This is a genomic window from Acinetobacter dispersus (assembly GCF_009884975.1).
In the GTDB taxonomy this organism is placed as follows: Bacteria; Pseudomonadota; Gammaproteobacteria; order Pseudomonadales; family Moraxellaceae; genus Acinetobacter; species Acinetobacter dispersus.
In genome coordinates this window covers 3,961,305-3,974,127 of the sequence record NZ_CP041970.1, presented here as the reverse complement: position 1 = coordinate 3,974,127, position 12,823 = coordinate 3,961,305, and the positions used below count along the sequence as shown (strand labels likewise).

Below are 12,823 nucleotides of genomic sequence, written 5' to 3'. Positions count from 1 at the left end.
ATGAAATTATCATAAAATTTCAAGACTTGACCAAAAGTGTACTCGCGAGTACACTTTCAAACACTCGACAACCCTGAACAATGGTTAAGCACATAATGAGTTCCGCATGCCATACCTATTACTTTGTATTGGTTGCTTTTTTTTAGGATCCGGTGTGATTGGATTAATGAATTCCAACGCATCAACTTTAGACCTTTTTAGTGTTCAAGCTTTATTTGAGCACCGTTCATTTACGCTTAACCATGTGACAATTTTGCTCTCTCGCTTAGGTGGGATGCCATTTTTATTATTTTTGACTACATTTTTGTGTATTTACCAAATATGGATTAAGAACTATAAGAATGTGATTTTTATCTCATTCAGTGTGGGTGGAAGTATTGTGATTGGTTGGCTTCTGAAATGGAGCATTGATCGACCAAGACCTTTAGAGTTTTATCACTTGGTTCAAAGTTATGGCGCATCCTTCCCAAGTGCTCATAGCCTTTATGCTGCAACCCTTGCAAGTTTAGCGATGTTGTTATGTCGACAATATAAGCATCGTAATAGTGTCATTTTAGTATCTACTTTATGGTTTATTGCCATGGGGATATCTAGAGTTTATGTAGGGGTTCACTATCCAACTGACGTTCTTGCTGGTTGGGGAATTGGGTTGATTTGGACTTCGTTGCTTTGGTTTTGGCTGTTTCAAAGCAATTTCAGCAACAATTTGTTTTTAGATAAGAAATCTAAATTGAGGTGGAATAATGATGTCGGCTAAGCTTTGGGCTCCTGCCCTAACTGCTTGCGCATTAGCAACAAGCATTGCGCTTGTTGGTTGTAGCAAAGAACCTAAAGATGCACAGCAAGCTGCTGCTTCTCAAAAAATGCCACCTCCAGAAGTTGGTGTCATTGTTGCTCAACCACAAAGCGTTGAACAAAACGTCGAACTGTCAGGACGAACCTCAGCATATCAAGTTTCGGAAGTACGCCCACAAACTGGTGGCGTCATCTTAAAACGATTATTTGCTGAAGGAAGCTACGTTCAGGCGGGTCAAGCCCTTTATCAAATTGATGCCAATACCAACCGCGCAACGGCAGACAGTGCACGCGCCGCATTATTGCGTCAACAAGCGAACTTAAATTCGTTACGTGTGAAAGAAGGCCGTTATCGTCAACTTGTCGGAACAAATGCTGTTTCTAAACAAGAATATGATGATATCAATGCTCAAGTAAAATTGGCTGAAGCTGATGTCGCTGCATCTGAAGCGGCATTAAAAAATGCTGAAATTACATTGGGCTACTCAACTGTACGTGCACCTATTTCAGGTCAGTCTAGCCGTTCTTCGGTAACGCCTGGTGCGTTGGTAACTGCAAACCAAGCTGATCCATTGGTCACGATTCAACAACTAGATCCAATCTATGTTGATATCAATCAATCAAGTGCTGAGTTATTGCGTTTACGCCAACAGTTGAGCAAAGGCAGTTTAAATAACAGTAACAATACCCGCGTCAAAATCACACTTGAAGATGGTTCTGAATACCCAGTTGAAGGCCAACTTGCCTTCTCTGATGCAAGCGTGAATCCGGATACAGGTACTGTGACTTTACGTGCAGTCTTCTCAAATCCAAACCATTTACTATTACCAGGTATGTACGCAACGGCTAAAATTTCGCAAGGAGTTTTACCAAACGCTTATCTAATCCCTCAAGCTGCGGTGTCTCGTTTACCAACAGGACAAGCAATTGCTTTAGTGGTAAATGCGAAAGGTGCGATCGAAACACGCCCGGTTAAAACGGTGGGTGTAAAAGGTCAAGACTGGATTGTAACTGAAGGCTTACAGACCGGTGATAAGGTTGTTGTTGATGGTGTTGCCAAGGTCAAAGAAGGACAAGAAGTGTCTGCTAAACCTTATCAACCAAAAGCAGCTGAAGGTCAAAATGCAGCACCAAAAGCTGCTGAACAACAAAAGCAAGCCAATTCACCAAAAGCTGAACAAAAAGCAACTTCAGAAGCTTAAGGGGTAGATTGCATGGCTCAATTCTTTATCCATCGCCCAATTTTCGCTTGGGTGATTGCACTGGTCATTATGTTGGCGGGTATTATCACGCTTACAAAAATGCCAGTTGCACAATATCCGACAATTGCTCCCCCCACGGTAACCATTTCTGCAACTTATCCTGGGGCTTCTGCTCAAACCGTTGAAAATACTGTTACCCAAATCATTGAACAACAAATGAATGGTTTGGATGGCTTACGTTACATTTCATCGAACAGTGCGGGTAATGGTCAAGCATCGATCAATTTGAACTTCGCACAAGGTATCGATCCAGATATCGCGCAGGTTCAAGTTCAAAACAAACTGCAATCAGCAACAGCGCTTTTACCTGCTGACGTACAACGTCAAGGTGTAAAAGTGACTAAGTCTGGCGCAAGCTTCTTGCAAGTTATTGCATTTTATTCACCAGATAACAGCCTTTCTGCATCTGACATTAAAGACTATGTGAACTCAAATATTTCTGAGCCACTCAGTCGTGTTGCAGGTGTGGGTGAGCTTCAAGTGTTTGGTGGTTCATACGCAATGCGTATCTGGTTAGATCCAGCAAAGCTGACGAGCTTCAACCTAACGCCAAATGATGTTGCAACAGCAATTCGTGCACAAAACTCTCAAGTTGCAGTTGGTCAGCTCGGTGGTGCGCCATCGACAGCGGGTCAAGTACTCAACGCGACCGTAAATGCACAAACTATGTTGCAAACACCTGAACAGTTTAAAAACATCTTCCTGAAAAATACCTCAGGTGGTGCTCAAGTTCGTTTAGGTGATGTTGCACGTGTGGAATTGGGTTCTGATAACTACCAATTCGACTCGAAATTTAATGGTAGCCCTGCAGGTGGTGTTGCAATCAAACTTGCAACTGGCGCCAATGCACTGGATACAGCTGCCGCAGTTGAAAAGCGTTTATCTGAGTTACGTCATAACTATCCAAGTGGTTTAAAAGACAAGCTTGCGTATGACACAACGCCATTTATTCGTCTATCAATTGAAAGTGTTGTTCATACACTGATTGAAGCAGTCGTGTTGGTATTCATCGTGATGTTCTTGTTCTTACAGAACTGGCGCGCAACGATTATTCCAACATTGGCTGTACCTGTGGTTGTACTCGGTACATTTGCCGTGATTAATATCTTCGGCTTCTCGATTAACACACTCACCATGTTCGCAATGGTACTTGCCATTGGTCTATTGGTGGATGACGCCATCGTTGTGGTGGAGAACGTTGAACGGGTGATGCAAGAAGAACATCTCGAACCGATTCCAGCGACTGAAAAGTCAATGAGTCAGATTTCGGGTGCCTTAGTCGGTATTACCAGTGTATTAACAGCGGTATTCGTACCGATGGCATTCTTCAGTGGAACCACTGGGGTTATTTATCGTCAGTTCTCGATCACGCTGGTTACGGCGATGATCCTGTCATTACTTGTAGCATTAACCTTTACCCCTGCCCTGTGTGCGACCTTGTTAAAACAACACGATCCAAACAAGCAGGAAAGCAACAATATTTTCGCGCGTTTCTTCCGTTGGTTTAACCGTAGCTTTGAAAAACTTTCAGAGAAATACCAAGGCGGCGTCAATCGTATGACCCACCACAAGTTATTCTCTGGTGTACTTTATATTGTTGTGATCGCAGCATTGGTTGGTATCTACAAAGTATTGCCATCTTCTTTCTTACCAGAAGAAGACCAAGGTGTGGTCATGACATTGGTTCAGTTACCACCGAGTGCGAGCTTGGAACGTACCGATAAAGTCATTGATACCATGACAGGCTACTTCTTGAATAAGGAAAAAGAAAATGTAGAGTCGATCTTTACAGTTGCTGGTTTCTCATTCACAGGGGTGGGTCAAAACGCGGGTCTGGCCTTTATTAAATTGAAAGACTGGAGCGAACGTACCACACCAGAATCACAGATTGGTGCCATCATTCAACGTGGTATGGCATTGAACATGATTGTGAAAGATGCGTCTTACATCATGCCATTGCAGTTACCAGCAATGCCTGAATTGGGTGTCGCTTCTGGTTTCGATATTCAGTTGAAAGATGCAAGCGGTCAAGGACATGAAAAGCTGATTGCTGCACGTAATGCAATTTTAGGTATGGCATCTCAAGATAAACGTCTTGCAGGTGTACGTCCAAATGGTCAAGAAGATACACCTCAGTACCAGATCACCATTGATCAAGCGCAAGCAGGTGCAATGGGTGTCAGTATCGCTGATATTAACAGCACTATGAGCATGGCTTGGGGTGGTTCGTATATCAATGACTTCGTTGACCGTGGTCGTGTGAAGAAAGTTTATGTCCAAGGTGAAGCGGATACCCGCATGATGCCTGAAGACTTGAACAAGTGGTATGTGCGTAACAACAAAGGCGAAATGGTTCCTTTCTCTGGCTTTGCCAAAGGTGAATGGACCTATGGTTCACCACGTCTAGAGCGTTATAACGGCGTATCATCTGTTAACATTCAAGGTACTCCTGCACCAGGTGTCAGCTCTGGTGATGCAATGTTAGCGATGGAAGAAATCATTGGTAAGTTACCATCTATGGGCTTAACTGGTTTTGACTATGAATGGACAGGTTTATCTTTAGAAGAACGTGATTCTGGTAGCCAAACGGCTCCTCTGTTGGTTCTTTCATTATTAATCGTGTTCCTGTGTCTTGCTGCACTCTATGAAAGCTGGTCAGTACCTGTTTCGGTATTACTGGTTGTACCTTTAGGTATCGTCGGTGCATTTACATTGACATGGTTAGGTATGATTATTAAAGGTGATCCAAACTTATCCTTTAACATTTACTTCCAGGTTGCGATTGTTGCCGTAATTGGTCTATCTGCGAAGAATGCGATCTTGATCGTCGAATTTGCGAAAGAATTACAGGAACAAGGCGAAGAACTCTTTGAAGCAACATTACATGCTGCAAAAATGCGTTTACGCCCAATTATCATGACTACACTTGCATTTGGTTTTGGTGTATTACCATTAGCCTTGGCAAGCGGTGCGGGCGCTGGTAGCCAACACTCAGTCGGTTATGGTGTACTTGGTGGTGTAATTTCTTCAACTCTTTTAGGTATCTTCTTTATCCCTGTATTCTTCGTGTGGATTCGTAGTATCTTTAAGTACAAACCTAAAACTTTAAATACTCAGGAGCATTGATCGTGATGCAAACTGTATGGTCTATTTCCAGTCGTGGCATTGCAATCTCTGCACTCGCGCTATCTTTGGCTGCCTGCCAAAGCATGCGCGGGCCAGAGCCTGTTGTGAGTTCAGATGTTCCTGAAAGCTTCGCGTCTTATGGCAATGCTTCTGGAAAATCAATTGCAGAACAAGGTTACAAAGACTTCTTTGCTGACCAACGTTTACTGCAAGTGCTTGATCTAGCACTTGCCAATAACCGTGATTTACGTACTGCTACGTTGAACATTCAAAAAGCGCAACAGCAATACCAAATTTCGGAAAACAACCAATTGCCAACTATTGGGGCAAGTGGTAGCGCCGTTCGTCAGGTCACCCCTACCCGTGATCCAAACAACCCGTATTCAACCTATCAAGTTGGTTTGGGCCTAACTGCATATGAGTTAGATTTTTGGGGGCGTGTACGTAGCTTGAAAGATGCAGCTTTAGATAGCTACCTCGCAACACAAAGCTCACGTGATGCAACGCAGATCAGTTTAATCAGCCAAGTGACTCAAGCATGGTTAAACTACTCATATGCGAATGCACAATTGAAACTTGCGGATCAAACGCTAAAAGCTCAACAAGACTCGTTTAACTTGAACAAGAAACGTTTCGATGTAGGTATTGATAGCGAAATCCCTGTGCGCCAAGCACAAATTTCGGTTGAAACTGCACGCAATGATGTCGCGAACTACAAGACTCAAGTTGCTCAAGCACAAAACTTGTTGAACTTACTTGTTGGTCAGCCAGTTCCTCAGAACTTGCTCCCTCAACAACAAGTGGCGAGTATCACGCAACAAAACGTGTTTAGCGCTGGCTTACCAAGTGACTTGCTCAACAACCGTCCAGATGTGAAAGCATCTGAATACCAGTTAAGTGCTGCGGGTGCGAATATTGGTGCGGCTAAAGCCCAACTCTTCCCAACCATTAGCCTGACTGGTTCTGCTGGTTATGCATCAACTGATTTGAGTGACTTATTCAAATCAGGGAATGCGTTATGGTCAATTGGTCCAAGCTTGAATATCCCAATTTTTGACTGGGGTACTCGTAAGGCCAATGTCAAAATCTCTGAAACTGATCAGAAAATTGCACTTGCTAACTATGAGAAGTCAGTACAGTCAGCTTTCCGTGAAGTAAATGATGCTTTGGCAACACGTGCTAACATTGGTGACCGTTTAACCGCTCAACGTCGTTTGGTTGACGCAACTAATACAACATACAAGCTTTCAAATGCCCGCTTCCGTGCTGGTATTGATAGCTATTTAACCGTATTGGATGCACAACGTTCTGCTTATTCAGCAGAACAAGGTTTATTGTTATTACAACAAGCCAACCTCAACAACCAAGTTGAACTTTACAAAACACTTGGCGGTGGTCTCAAAGCCTCAACCAGTGAAACTGTAGCTCATCAACCATCGAGCTCTGAACAACATTACGCAAAAAAATAATTTCATCTTTTGCGAATAAAAAAGCTCACTTCGGTGAGCTTTTTTATTGCAACCATGACCAATATTTCTTATCTTCAAACTCAATATATTGATGATTTAGAAAATACGATGTTACTAAGCAGTTTAGAGTCTGTACCTGGTCACGAAATCTTACGTCAACTAGATGTGGTTTATGGCAGCACCGTTCGTAGTAAACATGTTGGTCGTGATTTGATGGCAGGTTTAAAGAATATTGTGGGTGGTGAATTGACGGGATATACCGAATTACTAGAGGAATCACGCCAAGAAGCCACACAACGTATGATTGATAAGGCCAAAGCTTTAGGTGCCAATGCGATTGTCGGCATTCGTTTCTCAACTTCAAATATTGCCCAAGGTGCATCTGAGTTATTTGTCTATGGTACAGCGGTAGTGGTGCAACCGATTGCACCGAAACTTCCTGATCCATTCGGCGCATAGGCATAATTATGGATGGATTAATTTTTCAGATTGTCCTGTTTCTGATCCTATTTTCAGTCGGTTGGGGTTTTGGTCGTCATATCGAGCAAAAACACTTACGTGAGCTGGATCAGAAAGAAAAGCAATTTTCCCATATCCGTATTGATACCAATCGCTTTGTAGAAACCTCAGCCTATGGGCAAATGGTCAGTAGCAATGTGGTGATCTCCCACGATTATTTTAAGTATGTACTGGCAACCATTCGAAACTTCTTTGGTGGGCGCTTGGTCAGCTATGAAAGTGTGGTGGAACGGGCGCGTCGTGAAGCCGTGATTCGCCTGAAGCAAGAAGCGCATGCCATGGGTGCCAATCATATTATGGGAGTTCGACTCAGTACCACCGAATTAGGGATGCAAGGTGGTATGGTTGAAGTGTTTGCTTATGGTACAGCAATCATAGAATAGAGTTCTTGCATAAATCATTTTTTGAGCTGTATTGAATTCGCAATGAAAGTTCCCTCTCCTTTTTAAAGGAGAGGGCTAGGGAGAGGATTTATATGAAGAATCCCTCTCATCCTCTTACGGACTTGCAGCCCTCATCCCCCCAAGGGAGAAAGGACTTTCTACACCATTTTTACCAATGATTGATCATTTTCAACTTTTGAAAGAGCTCTAATAAACCCTTCTATTTTGGACGTTTGCCTCAGTAGCCTATTAGGAAATTACTGTAGTACCCATAAAATAAAAAATGCCTCAAATCATGAGGCATTTTTTATCGCTTAGATTTTAAAGTTAATGAAATAAAACAATTGCCTTTTGTAAGGTAAACCAAATCCCTGCCAACAAAGGGAGACCCACTACCAACCAAGCAAGTACCACAGTAATTGTTTTGGATGGCGCATGTGCTACATCATGATTCAGGCTTAAATCTTGCGGTAATTTCTCATGTGCCAAAGCCTTTTCTGCGGCCAATTCAGCCTCTGTCATGTATTTATCTTCATCAACTGGTTTGACCATTAAATTGAGTACAAATCCAATCGCTAACATAGCTGCCAAAATATACATCGTCGTGTCATAAGATTGCGCTTGAGCTACGCCATGTGCCAGTTGATAATCTCGAATATTGGTAATCAGTAAGGTTCCAAATACGCCTGCCACAGACCATGCGGTAAGCAAACGCCCATGAATGGCCCCAACCATTTGGGTACCGAAAATATCAGCCAAATAAGCAGGTACAGTGGCAAAACCACCACCATACATCGACAGGATGACACAGAAGGCTAAAACGAATAATGGCAAATTTTCGGCATGTGCCAAATGTGGAATCGAGACATATAACAAGAAACCCAATGCGAGAAAAATGAAATATGTGTTTTTACGACCAATAAAGTCCGATGTCGATGCCCAGAAGAAGCGCCCAGCAATATTAAATAAGGACAGTAAACCCGTAAAACCTGCTGCAAAGGTTGCAATCTGCATTTTTTGCTCTGCGTTTAATTCATTAATCCCCACATCTAAACCGAGTAGGCGTCCGCCAAATACCTCCTGTAACAATGGTGAAGCCATTGCTAAAATACCAATACCAGCAGATACGTTTAAACAGAGTACGCCCCAAATCAACCAGAACTGCTTGGTTTTCCATGCCTTATTTAAATGCACATGACGATTGGTCACAAGACCCGTCGCCTGTGTTACTGCTGGTTGCCAGCCACTCGGCTTCCAATTTGAGGGCGGAATGCGATAACCAAAGGCACCGCCAATCATAAAAATAAAATAAACGGCAGCCAGTACCAAAAACGTTTGCCAGACACCCACAGAGGTATCCGTTGCAAAGAACTTCATTAACTTATCTGCCAATGGTGCACCAATCATGGCGCCTCCACCAAAGCCCATAATGGCAAGACCTGTTGCTAAACCACGACGGTCTGGAAACCACTTAATCAGGGTAGATACAGGTGAAATATAGCCAAGCCCAAGCCCGATGCCCCCTATTCCACCTCCCAACCACAATAACCACAACTGATGCGTATAAACACCCAGTGCAGATAAGATCAAACCACTTGCCCAGCAAAATGCCGCAACCACGCCTGCCTTTCGCGGTCCTGCATGTTCAAGCCAACCACCAAACAAAAATGCGGATGAACCTAAAAAGACAAAAAACAGCGTGTACATAATGCTTAATGTAGACACACTCCAGTCGCAGGTTGTAGTGAACAACTGCTCAAGCAGACCTATATTTTTACATTCGATTGGCGCATCAATTCCCAATGCTTTGGATAATGGCAACCAAAACACAGAAAAGCCATAGGCCATACCGATACTGAGATGAATTGCTAACGCGGCAGGAGGCAAGAGCCAACGGTTATAACCAGAGTGGGCAATCGTGCGCTCCTTGGCCAGAAGTGAAAGTCGTCTTTCCATGTACAATCTCCGTGCCTTCACTGCTAAAGAGAGGTTAGTATTATTCATTTGGATCTAGGCAGCGATTCGCGCTGATGCCAGAGCTTGGTATTATGCTTATTTTTCAGTGAAGACCGAATGATTGTGCAAAAAATATCTTGTTTTTATCAAGTAGCTTTTTTTAATAAAAAGTAAATAACAGGTTTAATGATTTTTAAAAATTCCTGTGTCATGCACAGGATATTTGCCCTACTCAGCGAAAATTGCTTGCCAATAGTGATAGGTTTTCTCTTCCCCATCTTCTAACTTAAACTCGTATGACATCTGACGAATTTCAGCAATTTCAAATTCAACAGGATGTTTGAATAAACCTCCTGCATAAGCAAAAGTATGGTACTCGCCGTTTTCGCCACAGACATCGACTTCGCTTGGCATCCGTTCAATCAAATCCGCATCGATATCTTGACCAATAAACGACTCATCTAACTTACTGGCATCAGTTACGATAATTTTGGTTTTAATGCCTGAATCTAAGAAATCCTGCATCACTTCAAGCGAGTTCAGATTCCATATCGGCTCAACCACTTCAATGCCTAAAGGATGTAACCGGTCTTCACGATATTTGCGCACATCGCTCAAGTAAATATCGCCAAAGATAAAGTGCTCAACGCCCTGTGCCTTAAAATGATTGGCTGCATCGAGCATCCGTTGCTCATAGATAGGCAAATTCTTCGGTAAAAATACAGGATAGAGTGGAATACCAATACTTTCAGCCTGCTTTTCAAGCAATGCATGCGGAATGGCATGCATGGATGACAATGCTGTTTCTTCATTGACCGTGGTTAATAAAGCAACCACCTCAAATTCATTTTGCTGTAAGACTTTATACAGTGCCAATGAAGAGTCTTTACCACCGCTCCAATTAAAAACAGCTTTCTTACGATTATTCACACTCATTTCACTTTCATTTTGCGAATCATCTTATACAACAAGTTTGGTGACAATCGAGAAACCAACACACCCAATTGTTCTTTTTTCCCACCAACCACAATATATTGCTCGCCTGCCATCAACGACTCCACCACACGCTCAGCAAATACATCAGCATCTAAACCATTTTCAATGGCTTCATCCTGATGACCTTGAGGCTTGCCTTCACCATTTAAGGCATTAAAAGAAACATTGGTTTTGACAAAGCCTGGGAAAACCACCGAAACTTCAACACCTTCAGGTGCAACTTCAGCACGCAAACTGTTGGCCCACATATGAATGGCTGCTTTGGCTGCTGAATAGGTCGCGCGATATTGCGTACCGAGTAAACCTGCGACACTGGATACAAACACCACACGGCCTGATTTTTGTTTCAGGAAAGTTGGCAATACAGTCTTGGTAAAGAACACTTGCGAGAAATAATCAACCTCCATGATGGCACGTTCAGTTTGCATGGTGGTCTCTTGAATCAGAGCACGCTGGCTCAAACCTGCATTATTGATCAGCCAATCAATACGCCCTTTACTTGCCAAAACTTGTTCATGCGCATGACGAACTTGGGCTTCATCGGTAATATCTGCGGCAATCGAAAGATGCTGTTCGGGTTTAAGTAACCCAACTCGCACTGCTTCCAGTTCATCATAACGACGTGAGGTGAGCACCACTTGTGCACCTTGCAATGCACATTCACGAGCTAAAGCTTTACCTAAGCCAGATGAAGCACCCGTAATCCAGACCACTTTATTTTCAAGAGTTTTGAGTTTTGCCATTTCCATGCCCTACCTATGCTTGATGACGCATAAATTTCAGGAAGTAATCTACATATGTTGCTGCTACTTGCTGATCAATTTGCGTGCCTAATTTTTCCAAACGCTTATAACCCAAATGTGTGGTCATATTAATCACCCCATTAAGGGTTTTATCGACCACAAAATTGAACTTGAGACATTTCTTTGGTTCACGAATCAAATGGGTGACACCAGCATCAATGACTTCGGTAAGAAGTTTGAGTGCATTTGAAATTTCTCGATGATCTCCTCCTGCCAACTTTTGGCTAGAAACGATGACCTTTTGAGCCAAATGCTGCTCAACAGGATAAGTCATATATACCTGTTCATCTTCAAGTTGCAGGGTTTTAGAGAGATATTCCACCAAAGGGATTAAGCGGTCATTGCCAAAAAATGAAATCGACCATGGCATATATTTGCGAATTGCTTCCAAAATTTGCTGAATCACTTTTTCAGATTCACCCGTTTGTGAATACTGCTGATTTTCTTGTAACAGCACCATAAATACTTGTTCAATTACTTCACAAGCCATTTCAGACAATACACTGCCCAAAGCATTGGCCTGACTTTCTTTACTTCCTTGCAATAATTGCGTCCGAATATGTGCAAAACGTGCATAAGTATCCGCATGAATATTTAAAAAAACGGCGGTGTTCATTCTCATAACCCTAATTGTAAGATTCCATAAAAAAAGAGCTTGTTCAACAAGCCCTTTAATCAGATCAATTTTTCTATCATTTTTGGCGTTGTACACGCCGAATTTAGCACACTCTATTCTGTATCGACATGCATAAATGCTAAAAAATGGTTGACGCAATCGGTTGCGGCATTGGCATCAACCTGATTACCCATTTTCTCTAAACGCTTATAACTTAAATGTGCAGTCATATTGATCACCCCATTTAAGGTTTTATCGACTACGGTATTAAATTTGAGACATTTTTTCGGTTCACGAATCAAGCTAGTCACGCCCAAATCCACAATCTGAATTAAGGTTTGGAATACATCAACCATATCGCTGATTTCATTATTTTTGAGTTGTGTGATCAATGTATGTGCCTGCTGCACCAACTGACGATCAATCGGATAAGACACATAAACCTGCTCATCGTGGTACTTGATCATATTGGAAAAATAATTGGCAAATGGACACAGACGTTCATTCCCAAACAGTGCAATTGACCACGGCATATATTTACGCACCGCGCCAATAATCTGTTGAATGACTTTTTCCGACTCAACAGTGTACTTATGCGTCAATTGAGTTGGCTGACGATTCTGAATCAAGAGTACGGAAAACACTTGCTCGACAATATCACAGGCAATTTCGGATAACACTTCACCCAAGATACGTGATTGACTCTCATGCGTACCTGCATTGAGTTGCTGGCGGATGGTTTCAAATTGTCCATGTGTGACGTCATTAATTTTCAACAGGATTGAATAACTCATGAGAAGCATCCCTTTTTTAGTTTTCGCATTCTTATATTGTTGTTTTGAGCATCAATATTTTTAAGTTATGTGATGCATTACACAAATCTAATCCTATTTGTATA

Annotated in this window: 11 protein-coding genes; 6 read left to right on the top strand and 5 right to left on the bottom strand. The window is 42.4% G+C overall.

Features of this window, described 5'->3' with window-relative positions; genetic code table 11:
* The first annotated feature begins 106 nt into the window (after nt 1–106).
* The 6 genes from FPL17_RS18465 (at nt 107) to FPL17_RS18440 (ending at nt 7,554) form a co-directional block, all read left to right on the top strand.
* Nucleotides 107–757: a phosphatase PAP2 family protein gene (locus tag FPL17_RS18465; protein ID WP_032857224.1), complete on the top strand. Its 651-nt coding sequence runs from the start codon at nt 107–109 to the stop codon at nt 755–757.
* Nucleotides 744–1,997, top strand: coding sequence for an efflux RND transporter periplasmic adaptor subunit (locus tag FPL17_RS18460; protein ID WP_005208519.1), 1,254 nt, complete (start codon nt 744–746; stop codon nt 1,995–1,997). The genes FPL17_RS18465 and FPL17_RS18460 overlap by 14 nt, the downstream gene beginning before the upstream one ends.
* A 12-nt stretch (nt 1,998–2,009) precedes the next feature.
* Nucleotides 2,010–5,183 carry a multidrug efflux RND transporter permease subunit AdeJ gene (gene adeJ / locus FPL17_RS18455; protein WP_005192618.1) on the top strand — a complete coding sequence of 1,058 codons (3,174 nt, stop codon included), beginning with the start codon at nt 2,010–2,012 and terminating at the stop codon, nt 5,181–5,183.
* Between the two features lie 5 nt (nt 5,184–5,188).
* Nucleotides 5,189–6,652, top strand: a complete 1,464-nt coding sequence (gene adeK, locus FPL17_RS18450) for a multidrug efflux RND transporter AdeIJK outer membrane channel subunit AdeK (RefSeq protein ID WP_005150275.1) — start codon at nt 5,189–5,191, stop codon at nt 6,650–6,652.
* Between the two features lie 108 nt (nt 6,653–6,760).
* A complete protein-coding gene (locus FPL17_RS18445; protein ID WP_151715162.1) occupies nt 6,761–7,111 on the top strand; it encodes a YbjQ family protein in 351 nt (116 codons plus the stop codon).
* An 8-nt stretch (nt 7,112–7,119) separates the two neighbouring features.
* Nucleotides 7,120–7,554 carry a YbjQ family protein gene (locus FPL17_RS18440; RefSeq protein ID WP_005192622.1) on the top strand — a complete coding sequence of 145 codons (435 nt, stop codon included), beginning with the start codon at nt 7,120–7,122 and terminating at the stop codon, nt 7,552–7,554.
* 327 nt (nt 7,555–7,881) lie between these two features.
* Here the strand turns inward: FPL17_RS18440 and FPL17_RS18435 are convergent, their stop codons facing one another.
* The 5 genes from FPL17_RS18435 to FPL17_RS18415 all read right to left on the bottom strand — a co-directional run bounded on the left by FPL17_RS18435 (nt 7,882) and on the right by FPL17_RS18415 (nt 12,719).
* Complete coding sequence (locus tag FPL17_RS18435; RefSeq protein ID WP_159886715.1) at nt 7,882–9,510, bottom strand: OFA family MFS transporter; 1,629 nt, start codon at nt 9,508–9,510, stop codon at nt 7,882–7,884.
* A 228-nt stretch (nt 9,511–9,738) separates the two neighbouring features.
* A complete protein-coding gene (locus FPL17_RS18430) occupies nt 9,739–10,446 on the bottom strand; it encodes a Dph6-related ATP pyrophosphatase (RefSeq protein WP_159886713.1) in 708 nt (235 codons plus the stop codon).
* Complete coding sequence (locus tag FPL17_RS18425; RefSeq protein WP_159886711.1) at nt 10,443–11,249, bottom strand: SDR family NAD(P)-dependent oxidoreductase; 807 nt, start codon at nt 11,247–11,249, stop codon at nt 10,443–10,445. Before FPL17_RS18425 ends, FPL17_RS18430 begins: the two co-directional genes overlap by 4 nt.
* 13 nt (nt 11,250–11,262) lie before the next feature.
* Nucleotides 11,263–11,925 (bottom strand): hypothetical protein, encoded by a 663-nt coding sequence (locus FPL17_RS18420; RefSeq protein WP_159886709.1) that lies wholly within the window; start codon nt 11,923–11,925, stop codon nt 11,263–11,265.
* Nucleotides 11,926–12,038: 113 nt separating this feature from the next.
* Nucleotides 12,039–12,719 (bottom strand): hypothetical protein, encoded by a 681-nt coding sequence (locus tag FPL17_RS18415; RefSeq protein ID WP_159886707.1) that lies wholly within the window; start codon nt 12,717–12,719, stop codon nt 12,039–12,041.
* Between the last annotated feature and the right edge of the window lie 104 nt (nt 12,720–12,823).

Excerpts from the sequence above, each read along its gene's own strand:
- FPL17_RS18465 (WP_032857224.1), top strand. The coding sequence starts at position 107 with ATGCCATACCTATTACTTTGTATTGGTTGCTTTTTTTTAGGATCCGGT.
- FPL17_RS18460 (WP_005208519.1), top strand. The coding sequence starts at position 744 with ATGATGTCGGCTAAGCTTTGGGCTCCTGCCCTAACTGCTTGCGCATTA.
- adeJ (WP_005192618.1), top strand. The coding sequence starts at position 2,010 with ATGGCTCAATTCTTTATCCATCGCCCAATTTTCGCTTGGGTGATTGCA.
- adeK (WP_005150275.1), top strand. The coding sequence starts at position 5,189 with ATGCAAACTGTATGGTCTATTTCCAGTCGTGGCATTGCAATCTCTGCA.
- FPL17_RS18445 (WP_151715162.1), top strand. The coding sequence starts at position 6,761 with ATGTTACTAAGCAGTTTAGAGTCTGTACCTGGTCACGAAATCTTACGT.
- FPL17_RS18440 (WP_005192622.1), top strand. The coding sequence starts at position 7,120 with ATGGATGGATTAATTTTTCAGATTGTCCTGTTTCTGATCCTATTTTCA.
- FPL17_RS18435 (WP_159886715.1), bottom strand. The coding sequence starts at position 9,510 with ATGGAAAGACGACTTTCACTTCTGGCCAAGGAGCGCACGATTGCCCAC.
- FPL17_RS18430 (WP_159886713.1), bottom strand. The coding sequence starts at position 10,446 with ATGAGTGTGAATAATCGTAAGAAAGCTGTTTTTAATTGGAGCGGTGGT.
- FPL17_RS18425 (WP_159886711.1), bottom strand. The coding sequence starts at position 11,249 with ATGGCAAAACTCAAAACTCTTGAAAATAAAGTGGTCTGGATTACGGGT.
- FPL17_RS18420 (WP_159886709.1), bottom strand. The coding sequence starts at position 11,925 with ATGAACACCGCCGTTTTTTTAAATATTCATGCGGATACTTATGCACGT.
- FPL17_RS18415 (WP_159886707.1), bottom strand. The coding sequence starts at position 12,719 with ATGAGTTATTCAATCCTGTTGAAAATTAATGACGTCACACATGGACAA.